Source organism: Pseudogracilibacillus sp. SE30717A, from assembly GCF_037071985.1.
Lineage (GTDB): Bacteria > Bacillota > Bacilli > Bacillales > Amphibacillaceae > Pseudogracilibacillus.
Genome location: NZ_JAXHDF010000005.1, coordinates 136,746 through 154,252 on the forward strand (window position 1 = coordinate 136,746; position 17,507 = coordinate 154,252).

The 17,507-nt window shown below is 37.2% G+C and carries 19 protein-coding genes and 1 pseudogene; all 20 read right to left on the reverse strand.

Annotated elements, in window-relative coordinates:
• Positions 1 to 19: 19 nt before the first annotated feature.
• A pseudogene (locus tag SPD48_RS09420) lies at positions 20 to 715 on the reverse strand (PHP domain-containing protein); the annotation flags it as partial.
• Between the two features lie 260 nt (positions 716 to 975).
• Positions 976 to 2,208, reverse strand: a complete 1,233-nt coding sequence (locus SPD48_RS09425; protein ID WP_336257841.1) for a peptidoglycan recognition protein family protein — start codon at positions 2,206 to 2,208, stop codon at positions 976 to 978.
• 1 nt (position 2,209) lies between these two features.
• Entirely contained in the window at positions 2,210 to 2,425 is a 216-nt protein-coding gene (locus tag SPD48_RS09430; protein WP_336257842.1) for a hypothetical protein, read from the reverse strand.
• A gap of 43 nt (positions 2,426 to 2,468) precedes the next feature.
• Positions 2,469 to 2,708, reverse strand: coding sequence for a hypothetical protein (locus SPD48_RS09435; protein ID WP_336257843.1), 240 nt, complete (start codon positions 2,706 to 2,708; stop codon positions 2,469 to 2,471).
• A gap of 3 nt (positions 2,709 to 2,711) precedes the next feature.
• A complete protein-coding gene (locus SPD48_RS09440; protein WP_336257844.1) occupies positions 2,712 to 3,083 on the reverse strand; it encodes a hypothetical protein in 372 nt (123 codons plus the stop codon).
• Between the two features lie 77 nt (positions 3,084 to 3,160).
• Positions 3,161 to 3,367 carry a hypothetical protein gene (locus SPD48_RS09445; protein WP_336257845.1) on the reverse strand — a complete coding sequence of 69 codons (207 nt, stop codon included), beginning with the start codon at positions 3,365 to 3,367 and terminating at the stop codon, positions 3,161 to 3,163.
• A complete protein-coding gene (locus SPD48_RS09450) occupies positions 3,367 to 3,747 on the reverse strand; it encodes a hypothetical protein (protein ID WP_336257846.1) in 381 nt (126 codons plus the stop codon). The genes SPD48_RS09445 and SPD48_RS09450 overlap by 1 nt, the downstream gene beginning before the upstream one ends.
• A complete protein-coding gene (locus SPD48_RS09455; protein WP_336257847.1) occupies positions 3,744 to 7,337 on the reverse strand; it encodes a phage tail spike protein in 3,594 nt (1,197 codons plus the stop codon). The genes SPD48_RS09450 and SPD48_RS09455 overlap by 4 nt, the downstream gene beginning before the upstream one ends.
• Before the next feature lie 11 nt (positions 7,338 to 7,348).
• Positions 7,349 to 7,507, reverse strand: a complete 159-nt coding sequence (locus SPD48_RS09460) for a hypothetical protein (RefSeq protein ID WP_336257848.1) — start codon at positions 7,505 to 7,507, stop codon at positions 7,349 to 7,351.
• Entirely contained in the window at positions 7,494 to 7,634 is a 141-nt protein-coding gene (locus SPD48_RS09465; protein ID WP_336257849.1) for a hypothetical protein, read from the reverse strand. Before SPD48_RS09465 ends, SPD48_RS09460 begins: the two co-directional genes overlap by 14 nt.
• A gap of 4 nt (positions 7,635 to 7,638) precedes the next feature.
• Entirely contained in the window at positions 7,639 to 8,733 is a 1,095-nt protein-coding gene (locus SPD48_RS09470; protein ID WP_336257850.1) for an RNA-directed DNA polymerase, read from the reverse strand.
• A 308-nt stretch (positions 8,734 to 9,041) separates the two neighbouring features.
• Positions 9,042 to 10,721, reverse strand: a complete 1,680-nt coding sequence (locus SPD48_RS09475; RefSeq protein ID WP_336257851.1) for a hypothetical protein — start codon at positions 10,719 to 10,721, stop codon at positions 9,042 to 9,044.
• An 11-nt stretch (positions 10,722 to 10,732) separates the two neighbouring features.
• Positions 10,733 to 11,467, reverse strand: coding sequence for a phage distal tail protein (locus SPD48_RS09480; protein WP_336257852.1), 735 nt, complete (start codon positions 11,465 to 11,467; stop codon positions 10,733 to 10,735).
• Between the two features lie 7 nt (positions 11,468 to 11,474).
• Positions 11,475 to 14,801 (reverse strand): phage tail tape measure protein, encoded by a 3,327-nt coding sequence (locus SPD48_RS09485; protein ID WP_336257853.1) that lies wholly within the window; start codon positions 14,799 to 14,801, stop codon positions 11,475 to 11,477.
• 176 nt (positions 14,802 to 14,977) lie between these two features.
• A complete protein-coding gene (locus SPD48_RS09490) occupies positions 14,978 to 15,436 on the reverse strand; it encodes a hypothetical protein (protein WP_336257854.1) in 459 nt (152 codons plus the stop codon).
• Positions 15,437 to 15,477: 41 nt separating this feature from the next.
• A complete protein-coding gene (locus SPD48_RS09495) occupies positions 15,478 to 16,062 on the reverse strand; it encodes a phage tail protein (RefSeq protein ID WP_336257855.1) in 585 nt (194 codons plus the stop codon).
• Between the two features lies 1 nt (position 16,063).
• Complete coding sequence (locus SPD48_RS09500) at positions 16,064 to 16,480, reverse strand: hypothetical protein (protein WP_336257856.1); 417 nt, start codon at positions 16,478 to 16,480, stop codon at positions 16,064 to 16,066.
• Positions 16,470 to 16,868: a hypothetical protein gene (locus SPD48_RS09505; RefSeq protein WP_336257857.1), complete on the reverse strand. Its 399-nt coding sequence runs from the start codon at positions 16,866 to 16,868 to the stop codon at positions 16,470 to 16,472. The genes SPD48_RS09500 and SPD48_RS09505 overlap by 11 nt, the downstream gene beginning before the upstream one ends.
• Positions 16,861 to 17,217: a head-tail adaptor protein gene (locus tag SPD48_RS09510; protein ID WP_336258077.1), complete on the reverse strand. Its 357-nt coding sequence runs from the start codon at positions 17,215 to 17,217 to the stop codon at positions 16,861 to 16,863. The genes SPD48_RS09505 and SPD48_RS09510 overlap by 8 nt, the downstream gene beginning before the upstream one ends.
• Positions 17,201 to 17,506 carry a phage head-tail connector protein gene (locus SPD48_RS09515; protein ID WP_336257858.1) on the reverse strand — a complete coding sequence of 102 codons (306 nt, stop codon included), beginning with the start codon at positions 17,504 to 17,506 and terminating at the stop codon, positions 17,201 to 17,203. The genes SPD48_RS09510 and SPD48_RS09515 overlap by 17 nt, the downstream gene beginning before the upstream one ends.
• Position 17,507: the final 1 nt, after the last annotated feature.

A 17,507-nucleotide genomic window follows, 5' to 3' on the forward strand; every position in this document is an offset into this window, starting at 1 on the left:
AAGCATTCTCCTTAAGAGCTTACTTATTTCTATTTAAAAAGTCGATAAGCTTTTCTTTTTCCCATGTATTTAATACAGAATTAGTCTTTAGCCATGCTTTTCTTCCCATCTTCACACCGTAATCCATATGATGTAGCGTACCACCTTTATGTGCATCTGTATTAATCGCAATTGTCACGCCAGTATCCTGAGCGCTTTTTAACCACCGTGTAGCTAAATCAAAACGTTGAGGATTTGCGTTTAATTCTAGTACCGTATTTGTTTCCTTTGCTCGTTCAATTAATTTTTCTACATTTACTTTATATCCATCTCGTCTTCCGATAATGCGACCCGTTGGATGAGCAATTATATCCACATATGGATTCTCTAATGCAGTATACAATCTTTTCATAATTTTTTCTTCGGACTGATCAAAACTTGAATGGATGGCCACGATAACTATATCCATTTCTTTTAAGAATTCATCAGAGAAATCTAATGTTCCATTCGGCAAAATATCCATTTCAACCCCTGCTAAGATATGAATATCATTATACTTTTCATTTAACTTAGTAATTTCTTCGCGTTGCTCACGAAGACGTTTTTCATCTAGCCCATTAGCTACACGCAAAAATTTCGAATGATCCGTAATAGCAATATACTCATATCCAAATTCTCGGGCATGGTTTACCATTTCTTCGAGTGATTCTGCGCCATCACTCCAAGTTGTATGCAACTATTTCAACTAATCACATCGCATCATAACTATTCAATCCGTTGTTATTATAGCATTTTATTTTTAATCTAATCAAAATAAGTCATGTTAGTTCAGGTAAACATGGCACGAAATAGGCACGATACTTTAACCATGTGGGCCACAATTTATGTGGTCCTTTTTATTGTTAAGTAAAAAGAAAAAGCGACCTGTCCGCCATGAACAAGCCGCTTCTACTAGCCAAACGATGGCCGAATATTTATATTGTATCATAACAAACGTTATTGCACATCTGTTTTCTTTACCCAACTATAAAGTTCCTTGATTAAAATATCGTTAGCCCCGACTTGTTGAATAGTTAATGTTTTATTTTTGTACTTGCTAGGGATGTTGGTGTTAGATCGTGAATATTTCCCCGCTGATGATTTAATCTTTACTTTTTGCCCAACCTTAAACGTTTTACTTGTGCTTGTCTGCTTGCTACCGCTTCCTGAAGGTGATCCGCTGTTGTGTCCTGATAAGTCCTTCAATTTAACCCATGAATATAGCTCTTTAATCAGTACATCATCTTTCCCGACTTGCTGAATAGTTAATGTTTTATTTTTGTACTTGCTAGGGATGTTGGTGTTAGATCGTGAATATTTCCCCGCTGATGATTTAATCTTTACTTTTTGCCCAACTTTATATGATGTGGAAGTGCTCTTGTCTTTATTGGTGCTTGGCTTGCTTGTGCTTGCTGGCACCTTCTTTCCACTTCGCATTTTATTTAATAATTCTAGGTTTTTCTTTGCTGATAAGTCATAATTTTTAACACCGTATTCTACCGCTAATTTTCTTCTGTTTTGCACACTGTGATCAATACCTAATGATACCAGGTAATTCACAATTGAGTTACCTTTATAGGTACTTTGTGGCTTTGATTCGTTTTTATCTTTTGGCGCTTCAGGTTTTGTTGGTGTTTTATTTCCTTTCAACCTGTTGTATTCCTTGATGATTGCATTTAATAATTCATTCCAAGTTTTATCATCTAATATTTTTCGCGGGCAATACTTTCCGCTCCAATCTCGATGCTGCTTAATGTTGTTTCCATTTGCTACAATCCCTAAATCAACACATAATTGTGCTACAAACTTTATCGTGTTATTAAAAGTCTTTTCGAATTGTGTTTTGAGTGGATCGTTAAGGTTTGTTGTTTTTCGGTTACGGTCATAACTCCTGGCCATTTCTACACCGATTGTATTTCTGTTACCGTACCCATTGCCACCATCGCCCGCGTGCCATCCATTTCGATTATATGGCAATCCTTGCACCACTCCATTTTCATCGATCGCAACATGAAACGATACTTGATTGTTATTTCCGTTCATGTAGTTAATTTCATTTGGTGCTGTTGCTGAATTATCCGTATTGTGTATTGTGATTTTTTTAGGGTTCATTGTGTAAGGGCATTTAATGTTATATTTACTCGATGAAACTAGATTCTTCTTAAAAGGAACACCGTTAATTGCTGCCATGTTATTCAACCGCCTTTATTTCATTTTCTTTGAATCCTTGTGTTACCCAACCTTCATCATTTAAAAATCCAACGAAGTGGATTCCGTCCTCAATCTTTGTTATTTCTCCCCTGAACTTACTTGCCTCGATTATCTTAAGCGCTTCAGATTCCAAGGTTTTATCGTTCTCCATTTTGTTTTTATCCTTGATTTCGACTAATTGATTTAACTCAAACATTTCCATTCCTCCTTAAAATTTTTAAATAAAAAGAGAACAACATTCACTCGTTGTCCTCTACAGTATTTTTTACCCCGCTGTATAAACCACTTGCCGATAATCCGATGATAATTCCTGTTAAAATTCCAGCCTTAAGATCGTTCGGGAACAAATAAAAAACACCGCCGATTAACCCAAATATCAGCGATGCTACAGGTAATAATTTGTGTGGTAAGTTCAACTTTTTAAGCAACTCCACCAATCCAACAATCACTGCAATTAATAATACGTCTGTATATTCCATCTTTTATCCTCCTAATAAGTTTTGTAAAATTAAATAAACAATCCCGCCTGTGCCTAGTAATTTAAAAGTGATATCAGCATAACGTTCTGTTTTCGTTTTATCGAGTTCGTGCTTCATGCGCCTTGTGTCATGTCGTTGTTCATCGCGCGACTTGATCAAGTCCCATTGCTTATCCATATTGGATTGAAAAAACTGTCGCATTTCTTTGTTTTCTCCGACAATGGTTTCTTTTAACTCCCCGTAATTCTTTTCCACCTCCTTTAACCGACGATGTTTATCTTCATCATATTTTTCTAGTTGAGTGATGCGCTCGCCATGATTATTCAATCGTTTATCATGTTCTGTCAACCTCTCTTCAACAGGCATTTTTACCACACCTCAAAACCCCCTATCTGTATATGCGGGAAAATTTGACCCTCTCGTTTTGCAATAAAAAAATAGCGCATTATGCACTATTCCCCGATAACCTCACTGGCTAATTTTTGCTTTATTCTTTGGTGAATCTCTTCGAAGTTTATAACTGAATCTAAATCACCGATTACCAAGCTGCCACTTATGTTGATTTCACCACCTTTCAAACTTGCATTGAATTCTACTTTGATTGATGTAACTTCTCCGTTTTCTCGTATCGGAGAAATGTTCGAAATTGTTGCATCCATTATTTTTCCTCCTTATCCATTACTAGATTCTCATACAATATGGCCAAGGCATCCGCATCGTCTCCTGAAAACTTTTGTTCCGAATCTTCTGCGACCATTTCTTCTATTTGATTTTTTATTACAATTAAGCCCTCTTTAAAATTCGCCCCCTCTACTGTTAACGTCTGATTATAATATTCTTTTAGCCACTCATTCATTTTCTTCATATCATTCTTAGCTGTCTCGCGGATCTCTCTTTCATTTTCCGCTAATTCCTGCAACTGTTCATTCAAGTAACGTGTTATTTTTGTTCTATTAATGCTGTTAACACCTGTTATATTTAATTCTTTTAAAAAGTTTAAGCACTTTGGAATGTCTATATTTCTTATCTCGAGTTTCATGCTCCCATCTCCTTCAACTGTTTTACTTCCTGCTCTAATATTTGAACCTTCAATTCTAAAACACACACTTTTTCATCCGTGTTGTTTAGTTGCTTCTCCATCGTGTCCACTCTTTGTTTTTCATTTTTCATTACAACGTGCAATAAAACTGGCACTCTATCATAACTAAATGATGATGGATTATTATCTTGGTCAAATTGCACCAATCTCGGTTCTATTGGTGCCACATCATCCGCGATGTACCCATAATGTGAATGTTCTTTATTATCATCAGCTGTGTTTTTCGGTCTGTAAAATACAGGTGTTGCATTTTCGAAAAAATTGTATGCATATTCTTTTTCAATTGCCTCAATATCTCGTTTGTACTTCCTAGCCGAAGTGGACATGCCAAACGTTCCATATGAAGTCACATGCATGTTTGCTGCGCTTGAATATCTTCTGTTATATACATCGAGTGATCTCACTACGTTTCCTTCGCTATCCTGCAACACTTCAATGTGTGCATTACCACTACTTATAAGTGCTGCTCTTGATGTTCCTAAAATTAATGTGCCTCCGCGTTTCGAACTGGCATATCTGTATATCGCGAATCCTGTAACACCATCCCATGTGAAGTCATTTACTCTTGCTCTTCTTGTGCTTCCGAAGTAGGTGGTTATTTCAGTTACTTGTATCTCATCTTTGAAAACAACTCTATCGCTGAAATTAAACCCTTTTTCATCTTTCGCACTCGTTCTATGCCATGTTAGTAATGTAGTGTAGCTTGAAGCCCCTGCTGTCTGCTTGTACCCCCATGACATATAATCCGCATCGTTTTCTAGTCCGAACCTTAATCCGCGATATCCGCTGTCATTCACGAAATTTGATGTTCCGATGTGGCCTACCGATCTGTTATCTCTGTAGAATCGCTGTCCTGAACCATTAATCAATGACGTTCTCTCTCCGCCCGAATATGTTTCCATTCCACTTCCTGTGATTGATACCTGGCTTGTTACGTTATTAAACCCTGTTCGAACAAAATTCGCAACACTTCCTGTTAGTTTATCGACACTTAATGATGCTATTTTTGCTGAAGTGATAGTTGTATTCGCTATTTTTGCATTGTCTACCGCCAAATCCGCAATTTGCGCTCTGCCGATTACACCACTATCAATAATCGTTTGTGCTGTGATCCATAGCTTACTACCATTTATCAATATCCCTTCAGTTGATATATTGATTTCGTTTAATACATCATTTTTCATTACGCGTAAATTGATTGCATCACTTAGTTGAGTATATTGCGAATATAAATCTTCATCGTGATTTGTCCAGGATGTACTTTCTTCTCCTGCCGCTAACTTAAATTTGTAAGTCGTTCCTAATTTTTCTAAAAAATAGTCGTCAACTTCCACGAATACCATTGCATAAACTTCATTTGATGCTGTTGTAAAGGTTCTGCTTTGCCCGTTGGTTATCACAATGTTTCGCACATGTTCCCTATTTCCGTTGTAAAGCGATATTTGTAATTCATTGATTCTTTGCGATGAGAAGTCCGTCACTGTGTATGTCTTTTCTCCCTCTAAACTGAACATATCGTAAGTCCAGTGACTAGCTACGATACTCATCCAATTTTCAGGATCATGTGTTATTAGGTTTTTTGCACTTAAATCAGAAACCCTCATTTGTAGTCCTTTTGATATTTGCGTGACTTCTGTTAGGTTTCCTTCGATGTCTTCCACTGTCGTTTGTAGTCCTGTTGCTATCTGCGTGACTTCTGTTAGGTTTCCTTCCATGTCACCTACAGTTGTTTGTAATCCTAACAGATCATGTTTTATTGTCGAAATCTCCCCTTCGTGCTCGCCAACAAATTCACTAAGTGCTCCTATTTCATCAAAGGCTGCTCTTGCCTCGTCAAATGCTTTACCTGCCACACCGAATGCTTCATCTGCTCTGCCCATTGCATCTGCCGCACTATCTAATGCTCCTTGTAATTCATCTTTAATATTCATCGCTACTTTTGCCGATACTTGTTTACTCCAATCAGATGCGGTTCCTCGCGTGTTTACCGCTCGAACCCTGTAATACCAGGTGTCGCTATCATCTACTTCATGCGCGAATGCTGATACTCTACCGCGCCACAATAGATGTTGCGAATCAGGTGTGAAGTCTTTTACTTTCGATCCGTAAACCTCGTAATGGCTAATATATACCGCATAATCATAATCCCAATAAACCTGTATGATATTAATTCCGCCAAATGCATCAACGTTGATTGGTGTATTTGGTTTTCTGTCAGGGAAATTTTCGTTCTCTATTTGAGGATGCTCCCATTTACCCCGATTATTATCTAACGTATCTTCAATATCGGATATTCTATCGTCTTCTAAGTCTAAGAATTGGCCCATTTCGACAACTGCATCATCTTTATCTAGTAAATCGTATTCGATTGAGATTATGCGCGTTTGTATCGTTATTGGTTTTGCGAATGAATAATCTTTAGCTACTGCTGTATCTCCTAATTCTGCTGTTTTGCTTAACAAGTGAACGGATAATTGATAATTGACTTCTACTTTACTTGCGCTTTCCATTAAGTGATTGTATGTGGCCAATAATAATTCTTCAGGATCTTCAATGTTTTGATCGTTAAATTCACCGCGCCGATGTAATAATGTTCCGTCTTTCTTTTTTCTCCCATACTTCTGTAGTGCCGCATTGTTCCCTACCCACTTTTGACCTCTTGGTTTATCTACAGGATCACCATTCGACACCTTCCATTCGACATCACCGAAATCAATATAACGTGTATATCCTCCTGTGTGTTCGCCTTCCTCATCTTCAATTTGCAGGGATGCTCCCCAACCATATAGCGCTGTTTTTGGATAAGATAATACGGTCCGTTTTATTTCTTGCGTGTTATGGCCAACTTCAAACCACAACCCTTTATCTGATCCGATTCTGTTCGAAATGATAAGTTTTCTTTTGTCGATTCTACCTAAATCATTCAACTCTATTTCATCTACTAAGTCGCCGCCCCAGGTATCAATGATTTTAAAAACACATTCAGTGCTTGTTAGTTTATAAAATGATGTAGATGCCTTTCCTAATGAAACCGTAACTTCTCCATCGTACCTTGTTCCTTCTAGTGCATCGTTTAGCGCTTCCTGGGCCTCTTTGTCGCTATACCTTTTATCTAAAACATAGTTATCGTTTAATTCATCGATCCATGCTGGGAAACATATAGCTGTTACTTCCGCTGCATCTATATTGCTAACATCGTCAACTTCTTTTATGACGTATTCTCGTAACTTGTTTTCACGATCCCTGAATACAACTCTATTTTCTTCTTGAATATATTTAGCTGCCACAACATTTTCTGCATGAACTCCGCTTCTTGCAACCCTTCCAACAAATGCACCTGCAACTTGCGTAAGGTTGTGGTTCCCATCATAAGTCTGTTCATATTCAGCTTCCGCATCAACAATAATGGTTAACGGGCTATCAGGCACTTTATTTATTTCTTCTTTAAAAGGCGCGCTAACAAGTCCGTTGTCTTCACTTAGAATTGTTAACAGTTCATCATCGGCATTAAAAACATAAATCTCTGACATCATTCCACCTCCTACTGACTGCGCATTAGTTCATTTATCATGTTTTCTTGTTCGGCATTTTCATTCAATAATTTAGTAATCGTTTTTGATTGCTTTTTAATTACATTACTTTGTTTGTCTATCAATTCTATTAAGTCGAAATAAGTGTTTGTTTTATCATTGTCCCTCATCCTCATCTACCTCAAGTTCATGAATTTCAATTCCTATGAAAATATGATTCTCTTTTTCTTCAGGCTCTTTTTGTGTGATGTATTGTGTCGATTCGTCAAATTCACTTGGTATATCTTCATATACCACTTCTTTATATCCGCTTATTTGCGTATAACTTAGCAACAAAATTCCCTGTTTTGTTATTTTTCCGTATCTTGTCATTTTTGCTCACCACCTTTTTGGCCAACTTTATGGACACTACAGGTTTTACATATTTGTGATAAAACAAATAGCTATCACTTCGTTTAATCCAGCCCCAATAAGATATAATTGCCCTGGCATCTTTTTCATTTAAATAACCTTTCCTAGCTATTTTGTTTACTCTTCTTTTAATTCGCAATGCATTTCTTTTCCTTAGTGTTGTTCTGTCTCGAAAAAATCTAAAACCTAAAAAATCAATAGCCCGATCATTTACCATGAATACCTGCCAATTATTTTTTAGGTTTAGTTTTATGTTGCTTAGGTAATTTTCTATTTCCCTTCGCGCTCTATGTAATTTTCTTTTATTTGAATCTAGCAGGATTAAATCATCTACATATCTGATGTAATACTTGATTCGTAATCGCTCTTTTATAAAATGGTCTAATCCTTCAAGAAAGAAATTACTGAACCATTGCGAAGTATAGTAACCTATTGGTTGTCCTTCCGTGCTATCGATTATGGTGTCGATCAACCATAAGCAATCGTTATCTTTTATCTTTCTTCTGAACATTTCTTTTAATTTTTCGTTATCAATCGATGGATAAAACTTTTGTACATCTAATTTCAAACACCACTTAGTACCTCTACAATCATTATCAATCCATCTCCTTAATGCCTTTTGCCCGTATGCTGTACCGCGCCCTGGAACACTCCCGCAATTGTACTCATACATAGACTTCATAAATATTGGTTCTAATTGAATTAATAGCGCCCAATGAATTATGTGATCAGGATAGAATCTTGGTTTGTAAATTATTCTCTCTTTTTTATTAGCCCCATCATAAACATTCCTGTGATGCGGATTGATTGGTTTAAACGTTTTATTGATGATCATTTCTTGAATTTGGAAAGCATAATAATCAACGTTATCTAATACCTTCTTAACGTGTCTATGGCCTCTTTTTCCTTCTGATGATCTCCATATAGCAACTTTAATGTTTTCAATGTCATATATTTTTTCGTAAATATAACCTACACGTTTCAACTTCGTTTATTGCTCCTTCTTATTAGTCTCAAGGTCTTTCGACTGCTGCTACTAAACCTCGCTCTTTGCAACGAATTTTTAGCAAGGGCTAAGGATTATAAAATGCTTATAAGAATCTTTTTTTATCTAATAAGAGTCCGACCGCCACTATTGGCGTTCCGATTCGACGACGTGTTATTGAAGTTCCATAACGACAACCCCGCGTTAGAGCCATTACTCCAATAACCGCCGAAACGGAGAGCGCGCACTCTATAACCCTGTAAAACAAATGACTTAAAACCTAAGGGGATGTTTCCCCCTTAACCCCCTCAAAGAGGCTTCTTAAGAAGCCGACCGCCACTAGTGGCGCTCCGATTCGACGACGTGCTAGTGAAGTTCCATAACGACAACCCCGCGCTAGAGCCAGTACTCCAATAACCGCCGAAACGGGCAACACGTTGCCCTGTATTTTGATAGTAATAATCCGCGTAATACGTGCTTGTTCCTGCGCCTACTTCTATCGGAAATTCTGCATATGGATGATTTGCATCATACCCCATTTCCTTTACATATCCGTTTGCATCATGATTCACATAACCTAATTTTTCATAAGGTTTCGCAAACACATTACTAGCATAATCATCCGCATTCCTGGCTACCCATGCTTGATGACTATTAATGTTTACACCGTCAATCCACTCATAAATATTACCGTATGGATTTTCAATGCCGCGATAACTAATACCATTCCAACCATCATTTGCATTTACTGTTCCGCTTGAAGCTAAAATTTCACTTGAAAATCCTGTAATAACAGATCTATTAGCTATTACATCTCCTACAGATGTGCTAACAGGATCACCATCAAAATATATCGCTGTATTGCTGCTGTCATATGACTCTACTTTTGTTATTAATCTTGATGTTCCCGTGACACTGTTACTGTAATTATTAACCCCTATTCCAATTGTTTGTCCCGCTTCATATCCTGATGCGGTTGAATTAGATACAATTGCTCTATTCGCATTACTTTCAGCTACTGTAACCGTGTGGTTATTGCTGTAATTTGCACTTACATGACCTTGCATTATCGATTGAGTGTTTAACGTTGCGAATTCGATAAAGAATAATGCTTGCAATGCATCGATCATGTGAATGTCATTTTGTTGGTAACCTGGCCCATTCTCTGTTGCATAACCCCTGAACTCAACAATGTTCTGTTCTACTGTCGGATGCACTCCCGCCTTAGATGTTAAGCGAACATCCTCGACAAACCCTTCGTACTTTCCGATAAGTGCATAATCTAATTCTTTATTATTGTTGAAGTCCCAAAATATCCAAGGAAGATAAAATCCTGTGTGATGATGCTTGGATATCCTCAATACATAAAACCCTTTTCCTGATTTCTTTTGTATATAGAATTTAGGTATTTTTACGAATGTGTTTCCTATATCATCTGTCACCTCGCCCATCTCGCCCCAAATCGGCAAGTTATCGAAGTCGTTAGTGACTGATTGCCCGTCTATACCAGCATTTGCAACCAATCCTTGCGCTTCATCTGTTCGTATCATTGTTGGTGATGACACCTTATTCCATCGAACACCGTAAATTGCTTTGTCTCCTGCTAATACGTTGATCTTTTTATTAATATTCTTTTGGTTTTCGTTCAAATCATCTATTGATTGCTTTAGTTGATCTATTTTACCTTGTGTTCCAGCATCATTTGTTTTAAGTTTTTGACTTTCCGTTAAGTTATCTATCGTTTGTTTTATCTGATTCGTTGCGCCTTTTGCTTCGTTGTCTTTTGTGTGTATCGGATTGCTCGATGATACAGGCAACCATATACCTGATTCAGTTTTATTATATAAAGCGCTAGGAAATGGATTTTTTTCAGTTACATCAACCGCATGTCCGCTTTCATCATAGAACTGTGGATTGTATCCTGGCATTTCTCCTGGTGGTGGATTTTGTTCGCGGTTTAGTCTTCCCGCTGTTTCATTTCTCGCCATATTAGCACCCCCTAATAATGTCTTTCTGAAAAGTATATTTCAGTTTTGTTGGTTGCACTTAATTTATTTAATCCACTTTTAAGTTCAAACCAAATTGATTCTAGTGATAACCCGACGTCTATCACATAACCGTTTAATAGTAGTAACCTTTCTTTGTAATCTATTTCTAAGATGTCATTTATCTTAAAATCGTAATTGATTACTAATCTTCCGTCTTCCGAATTTAATACATATGAATCCGTTGCTGCTGTGAAAACAGATTTAGCTTTCCATTCGGTAGGTTCAAGTCCACCTATACTGTAAGGTGTTTCACTTTCCACTACGTTTATTGTTTTTTCTAAACTGTACACATAAGGATCATACATTTTTAAGTTAATATTAATTTCTCCATCTTCACACGTTATACTATCTATTCCATATGATTGTTCTTGTACTGCGAATATTCGTTTATCAGGTGTTAAATCTCTTATGATTTCCATTTCATCGTAAGAGTAGAATATCCTATAAATTAAATGGATCATTTCGTCTAATTCTTCCATTGAGTCTGTCTGTAATAACAATTCGATATCTACGTCTCGGCTTTTTGGTACTCTTTTTTTAATTCGTTCTTTACGTCGCAATTGTTGTGTGTCGGTATCGAAATTAGGTGATGATATTATGAAGTCGTGTACCCAAATTCCATAATTGTGTAAATTGTATTCGCTACCGTCCTGGTGCTTTATAATGAAATTATGTTTACTTATCAATTTATCATCACCCTCTTCTTATCTTTCTTGTTCGATTACCACTTCTATCTATTTTCCCTTTGACAACTCTCCATGTTATACTTCCTACCTTTTCACCCGACATGTTTACGTCACTTGGATGCACTTCGATGTACTGGTCCATTTGCGGCATTGTCATTGCAATCATCTTCCCAATCATTCCTAGTACTCTTTCAGATAATGGAATAATTGCTTCAGGTCCCGCTTCACCTACACCTTGAAGTCCCGCTGTTGCTGTATTGAATATTGTCGGTCTAGTGAAAATTCCACCCTGTGCGTTCCAGTTAATCTTAAGCTTAGGTACTGAAGGCGGCATTAGATTAAACTTCCCTTCGAGTGAGAATCGAGGTAGTTTAGGCATACTTATTTTTGGAAATTTGAGTTTCATACCACTAAAGAAACCCTTCACACGATCAATTGCTGACTTTATTAAATCTCTTGCTTTTTGGATCGGTTGCACCATTCGATCCCTTACTGCGCTGAATACGTTTGATGCTGTATTCCTGATGCTGCTGAACACATTTGACACTGTCGATCTAATTCCGTTGACGACATTTGAAATTGTGTTTCTTATTCCATTCCATATTGAAGAAATCACATTTCTAATTCCGTTCATTATGTTAGATATTAAATTTCTAACTGCGTTGAATCCTGAAGAAACCGTATTTCTAACTCCTGATACAGATCTAGTGAATAAATTTGTTATGAACTTCCACGAATTCGTAAATACACCTTGAAACAACTTAACGAATGATTTTCCTAGTTTGAGGATTTTTCCTACAAACCATAAATTAATTAATCCCCATATAAGTTGAACTGCTCCTGATAATATTTGTTTCGTTGCTTCCCATAAACCTTCCCAATCGCCTGTGAAAAGCGCTACAAAAAAGTCTATTATTCCTAGAATCACATTAACCGCGCCCTGAATCACGTTCTTAATCGCATTCCAAGTATCGACGATTATAAATTCTATTAATGGCCATATAAATTGGAAAATACCTAGAATAACATCGAATACCACACCTAAAAATGTTTGTATCCACTCCCAAACATTTTCCGTTGCCTGTCTAATCGATTCATTATTCTCATTCCACCAATCCACTACCTGCCCGAATATTTCCATGATAAATTCTTTTATATGTTCAATAGCCAATCCTATTTTTTCAGTGATTGCGCTCCATACTTCATTCACTTTTTCGCGAAACTCTTCATTAACTTGATACATTCTGACGAATATTCCTACAAGTATAGTGATTACTCCGATTACGATTCCTACAGGTCCTGTCAATGCGACTAATACCGTCTTCAGCATTGTAAGTGCTCCGCCCAACATTCCTGCTCCGCCTGAAATGCCGCCAATCACACTTGCAAGTCCACCAAATAATTTAACAATCCCGCCGATCCATATCGATAATTGACCAAATACTATGAGAAGCGGTCCTATTGCTGCCGCTATTGCCGCTAAAACAATCACTACATTTCTTGCTGCTGGCGATGTGTTGTTCATCCAATCGACAATTTTTTGAAATGCACCGATGACTTTTTCTAATGTTGGTAGAAGTGCCTCGTATATTTTTATTTGCAATTCTTCAAATGCTGAACTTAGGTTTTCTAATCTTCCACCTAAGTTATCTTTCATTACATCTCGCATTTCTTGTAATGCACCGTTCGAGTCCTCTACACTATCCTTTAATTCATCGTATTCATCGCCTAATCCAGCTAAAATCGCTGATAATGCTTTACTGTGGTTTTGTCCTGATATAGATGTTAAGATTGCCGATTTTTCCTCATCGGTTTTGTCTTTAATTTTCTCATTAACATCCTTCAGCACTGTTTCCATTCCGCGGAAATTACCCTCACTATCAAATGCGCTAAGCCCCAACTCTTCTAGTCCTTTTGCGGCTGGCCCTGACGATTGCGTTAATCTCGTCATGATTGCATTCATGGCCGTACCTGCTTGTGAACCCTTTAATCCTCTGTTAGCTAGTATCCCTAGCATTGCATTAGCCTCTTCTAGTGGTACATTGAATTCTCGGAACTTACCACCTGTCACAATCATCGCTTCCATAAGCGCATCTATATCTGTGTTTGCGCTTGATGCTGTTTGTGCAACTTTATCCAAGTAATCTTCCAGGTCGTCCACTTCTACCCCTAGCGCTGCCATACTATCTGTAACTAGGTCCGATGCTCTACCTAAATCTAAACTTCCTGCTTCAGCAAGGTTTAATACAGGCCCTAGTCCTGATAGCATCTTTTCGTTTTCCCATCCCGCTAATGCCATGTACTTTAATCCTTCAGCCGCTTCACTCGCGCTAAAAGATGTAGATGCACCCATTTCCCTAGCTTTCTTTTCCAGGTCTTCTAGGTCTTTTCCTGTTGATCCACTGATTGCGGCAACTTCACTCATGCTACTTTCAAACTTCATTCCTGTTCGTACTGCAAGCGCTCCGAATGCGGTTATTGGTGCTGTCACTTTCATAGAAAGACTCTTTCCGACATCGGTTGCCTTTCTTCCCGCCTCTTGCATCTTGTCTCCGAACTCTTTAGCATGACTTCCCGCAACTTTTAAAGCATTACCTACTCTTTTTTGCAATTCCTGTGATTTGTTTATTATTTCTTGTTCGGCTTTTACCGCATCATATAGCTTTCCTTCTAAATCTCTAACTTCTTTACTATTTTCACCATAGGCTGTTTTTGCATTTTCTAATTGTTTTCTTAAGTTTTCAGTTTGTTCGCCTGCGACTTTTTTTGCTTCTTGCAAATGATCATATTCTAGTTTTGCCTTACTTGTTTCGCTTGCATTATTTCCTAGCGCTGCCTTTTCTGCTTCAAACTTTTTTGTAAGGTTGTCCGATGTTTGCGCTAACCTTTCCTCTTCTTGCTGTAATTGCTTCAGGTTTTCTTTTGCTTTTCCAACTTCACTTGTACGTTCCGCTTCAGCTCGCTTGGCTTCATCTAATCTTTGTGTCGTGATTTCAAGTTGGTTTGCAATTGACTGCTCGGCAATTTGCGCCCGCCTTAGTTCGGTTTCCATTCGTTTTGCTTCGTTTGAATTTTCCCCAAACTGTTGTTTTGTTCTTTCCAATTGCTCCGCGGTTTCTTTTGTTCTTTGTTTCGCCACTTCGTACTGTTTGTTTAGATTGCTTACTGTGGCCTGTAACTTTTCTTGTTCAGTTCCATTCAATCGTAATTGCGTTTGTTTTAATCTTAATTCTTGCCTTAACTGTGTAGATGATCTCTTCATTTCGTTTACAGACTTATTGAAATCTTTGTTGAATGCCCTAAACGTTACTTTTATTTCCGAGTTTTTAGCCAATTGCAACACCTACCTTTCTCTCGGATTATTTCGCCATGCCTCAAACGCTAGTACGTTTTGATATATTCTTTCGACCGAATTAATCGGTTCATGCCAAAAAACATCGCCATCAATCCCGTAAGCGATGCAATATAGAACATATAGATCTTCTACACATTCAATTTTTAGTTTTGGTGTTACCACTTTTTTTTATCGTTACTTGTTACCTTCTTGAATTCATTTGCGAATTGATTTGGATTTGAGGATACTAAATTAGTTATTAATTCAGCATAAAGTTCTAATGTGCTTTCGATGTCGTAATGATACTGTTCAAGAAAATCGTCGTAAGGTAATTCAAGCCCTTTGTTAGCGCCTTTTAGCCCTAAATAAATGATTTGAATCGCCTTTTCTTCATCGAAGCCCGATAGTTGACTTACGTCTAATTCGCCATCGTCTTTCTTTGCCTTTTCCATTTCAACCATCTTGGCCAATTCACTAAATAGCGACGTTTCAATATACCCTTGCTCTTTACCTCTTTTTAAAGCATAGTTTGTTAGGAAAATTGGATATGTTTTTTCGTTAAAAAAGTGTTGTTTGTATTCTCCGTTTTCCTCTCTAACTTCCATTTCTTTTAATGTGATTTTTGCTATTTTCATATTGATCACCCTTCATTTTAATTAAAATAAAAAACTACCTACTATGGTGTAGGTAGTTCAACTAATTCTGGTGTAAAATCTTTATGCCAATCTTTCGCCACTTCATCATCATCTAATTCAGGTACTAATGCTTCATAATAAATTTCCTGCCTGTCGTCAGGAAGTGCTGTGTATTCTAACTCTAATAATGCTACTTCCTCCGCTCCGTTTTCAATAGTGAACTTCAACCCTGTGGCACTTGAGCAATTAGAAAATGCAATTAGTTTTGTTATTTCCTCGAATTCATCAACAACATCTGCTGTAAATACGAAATTCTGTCCTTTTGATTTCGTTCCGTAAGAATAAATCCCAGGTTTAAGTCCTGTATTTGTAAGTCCGAAGAAATTACGAAACACATCAATCGGTATGTGTGCTGAAACTGTTACGTTTGCTTTTTGTGGCTTTGATACCTTCTTAACTTCTACACCAGCACAACGTTTAACAATTTCGATTATTTCTGTTTCTGACTCTAACTGTCCTACACAACCGAATTTCGTTCCGTCTTGCTTTGTTCCACCTTTGAAAAATTGAATACTTGCGTTAATAATAGATACTGAATCAAACTCTGTAATTACGTTATTAGCCATCTTATAAAACCTCCTGTATTTTTTTCTCGATGTCTCTCGCTAGACTTTCGACGACTCTAGGTTCAGCCGCATCCAGTCCGCGTTCCGAAAATCGTTGTTCAATTGGATTTCGCGGTCCTCTTCCTTGATCAGGAAAAACAAGATATCCAAATGACCCTTTATTTTTTGCTGCCCCTCCGCGCGATTTAACATCGAATCCTAAATTAAAGTTGTCTACTGTTTCCCACTTACTTTGATTTGCGTGTCTGCCTGGACGTTCACCTGTTTTAATAAGTTTAGTAATTTCCTCAACTACCATTCTTACACCCTGATCTTCTAGTGCTTTATTTATGATTTTTTCTGATTCATTCGGTATTTTTGTTATTCTTTCTTCCAACCTCGAGACATCGCTATAATCTATTTCATATTTAGCACTCAAGTTTTATCACCCGCTTGAATACAATTGAGACACGATCAATATATCTTTCGGATTCACTCATTCGCAACCTTTCTTTTCTCGCTCTGTCGAATGCTACTGCCTTGATGTTTTTTACTTTCGTTATTACATCAACCACAACTTCCCATACATCGTGGCGGTCTTCCGAATAATAATCGATTATAATTATTTGCGATAACTGTGTCGGGCTTTCTGTAGCATTAATGTTGCTGTATTCAATCGTGAAAAAATTGTATTTATCTGAATTGAATAATTGCTCCTCTTCATCTTCCGCTACTTCATCCTCATAAACCGACAAACCGAATGACTTTAGTTCATCAAAAATACCTTCACTTTGATCCGTCATGTACTTCTTTGTTCTTTTATTCAACCGAATCACCTGCCTCACCTACTTCTTGTAGGTAGAAATACAAATTGTTTTTACTATAATCTGTATCAAGTTTAATAACGTCGTATTCGATGCTCTCAATGACTACTGTGTACTTTGTTTTCCGCTTCATTTTAAACGATGGCGGATACATTGTTTCAACCTTTAAATCAAGTTTCGACGTTGACATATCTGCCATTTGATAATCTTGTTCTCTTATAGATAATTCATTGAATGCCAACTTTCCTTCAGGTTCAAAGGTGGAACCGATTCTTTTTCCATTCTTTCTTTTTGTTGTTTTAGTCCCATAGGTCAAATAACCGTCGTTGTATGTTTTACGGTAGTTTTTCATCCTTTTCAACTTTGGTTCCCACCCTCCCTAATGCTGCAAGTGCAATTAATCTTTTTATTTCTGATGAAAAGTTTTTCTCGAATTCATCTAAACTATTGTGATAATCATATCTACATCTTTCTAACAACAAACCTCTGACCCAATCCTCTTTATCGAAGTCAAAAGTCGCATTTGTTAAATTCAACAAATACGACTCCGCTTCTTTTATCAGATCTTCTAAATCAGAATTTTCATCCTCCCAAGTGATTCTTAACTTTCTCTTTAGTTGAGACAATAATTTATTTTTCATG